General features: G+C 46.0%; 1 protein-coding gene and 1 pseudogene (1 of these 2 running past the window's edge). Both read left to right on the top strand.

Annotated features, from left to right (window positions below):
• Positions 1 to 195: pseudogene (locus A2048_08775) on the top strand (hypothetical protein).
• On the top strand, positions 189 to 2,193 hold the 5' portion of the coding sequence (locus tag A2048_08770; protein ID OGP07548.1) for a hypothetical protein. Its footprint extends 551 nt past the window's final position; only the first 2,005 of its 2,556 coding nucleotides appear in the window; its start codon is at positions 189 to 191; the stop codon falls past the right edge of the window. Before A2048_08775 ends, A2048_08770 begins: the two are co-directional and overlap by 7 nt.

Genomic DNA, 2,193 nt, shown 5'->3' with positions numbered 1-2,193 from the left:
CAAGGACGACAACGCACCGAAGTCAAACAGCGCATCAAAGAACGGGTCGTCCTCCCAAGTGAAATAACCAATTTACCGACGTTGAGTGGCTATTTGAGCTTAGCCGGTGAATATCCGGTAGCGCATGTGAAACTTAAACCCATCACACTTCCCGAAACCACAACCCGTTTTGATGAAAAGGAAAGTCTATGTTGAGCATTGCCAATGTAGGAGGAAGCCGAGATGCAGGAAAATATTATGAGAAAGCTGATGATTATTACACTCAAGATCGGAGCCCCAGCCAGTGGCAAGGCAAGGCTGCTGAAATCTTTAAACTCACTGGAGAAGTAAAATCCGAAGATTTTAAAAAACTGCTCGATGGTTTTTTGCCCAATGGGGATAAAATCCATGTTCCCGAAGCTGGTAGACGCGGTGGAACGGATTTGACCTTTAGTGCGCCCAAATCGGTTTCGATGCAGGCTTTCATAGGTGGCGATCTTAAATTAATAGATGCCCATGATAAGGCAGTTAACCGCGCTCTCAAGTATGCCGAAACTTTGGTCACCTATCGTCAAACCGAGAATGGCGAAACGACCAAGAAACTTTCGCAAAATATGGTGGCCGCTACCTTCCGGCATGAGTTAAGCCGAGCTTGCGATCCTCAGCTTCACACTCATTCCGTCATTCTCAACATAACTCGGAGAGACGATGGCCAATGGAGAGCCATTGATAATGAGATTTTCTATCGGCAAAAAATGTTGATGGGAGCCTTTTATCGGGCTGAATTAGCCCGAGAAGTCCAAAAATTGGGCTATACCGTCCGAATTTTGGACGGTAATGGACTGTTTGAGCTGTCCCATATCACTGAAACTCAGATCGAGGCCTTTAGCCAGAGAAGCCAAGCCATCGAAAAAGCCTTGGAGAAGGATGGTAAAACACGGGGCACCGCTTCACCGGAAGAAAAACAAATCATCACCATCGCAACCCGCCCACAGAAGACCGAGGTAGACCGGAAGATTTTAAGAGAATACTGGCAGAGCAAAAGTCGTGAAGCCAAGATCGACTACCAACCCAATTTAAAACCTCAGCCTGATCGAAAAGGCAGTTTAACTCACCTTATCAATACCGTGAGCTTTGCTTTGGAACATGGTTTGGAAAGGCAATCGGTCATAACCCAAGCCCAAATTCTTCGTGATGCCCTCCAACAAGGAGTTGGCAAGGTCACCTATGGCGAAATCCGACGAGAAATCGAACGAAGGGTTCAAGCGGGTCTTTTCCTTAAACATGGTGAGCGTTTCACTACCCCCGAAGCAATTTCGCGTGAAAAATCTATTTTAAGCTTTGAGAAATCCGGCCGAGGGGTAACCCAGCCTGTCTTCAAAAAGAAGGAGGCTAAAGCCAAAATCAAGGGGCAAAGTTTGAATCAAGGACAAAAAAATGCGGCACTTCATATTCTCACGAGCAAAAATCAGGTCATTGGCGTCCAAGGATTAGCCGGAACAGGGAAAACATTTATGCTTCAATTAGTTAATCATCAACTTAAAGAAAAAGGTTTGAGTGTGATTGGGCTGGCTCCCAGTGCTGGGGCCGCCGAAGAACTGTCAAAAACCGGAATTTCTAGCCAAACGATTCAAGGTTTTCAGGCAACCCAAGAAAAGAAGCTTTCATCCAAAACAGTTTTGGTCGTGGATGAGTCGGGTATGGTTTCATCGGCTCAGATGGATTATTTGCTCAAAGAAGCCAGGCAGCATCATGCAAGAGTGGTTCTCATGGGAGATACTCAGCAACTCAAAGCGGTGGAGGCCGGCAGGCCCTTTGCCCAATTACAAGTCCATGGAATGGCAACGGCGGGCATGAGTGAGATTCAAAGACAATTGAATCCAGATCTCAAAAAAGCGGTTGAACTAGCCGCTAGGGGTCAAATTCATAAATCGGTGGGCCTTCTTCATAAATCGGTGCTGGAAATCAAAAAATCGGAGGAAAGGTACAACCAAATCTCAAAAGACTATGCTTCCCTTCCACAGGCAGAGCGTGAAAAAACTTTGGTCGTTTCTGGAACCAACGAAGCTCGCAAGGCGATCAATCAAAAGATTAGAGAAAACCTCGGAGTCATAGGTAAAGGCCAGGAGATAACGACTTTGGAAAGAAAAGACCTCACGAAAGCACAGATGAAAGATGGAAAAAATTATTCCGTTGGTGACATCGTGCAGCCTC

The sequence above is a fragment of the Deltaproteobacteria bacterium GWA2_45_12 genome, from assembly GCA_001797365.1.
GTDB lineage: Bacteria > UBA10199 > UBA10199 > UBA10199 > UBA10199 > UBA10199.
Note: the sequence above shows the minus strand (reverse complement) of the source record. Positions and strands in the feature narration are given on the sequence as shown.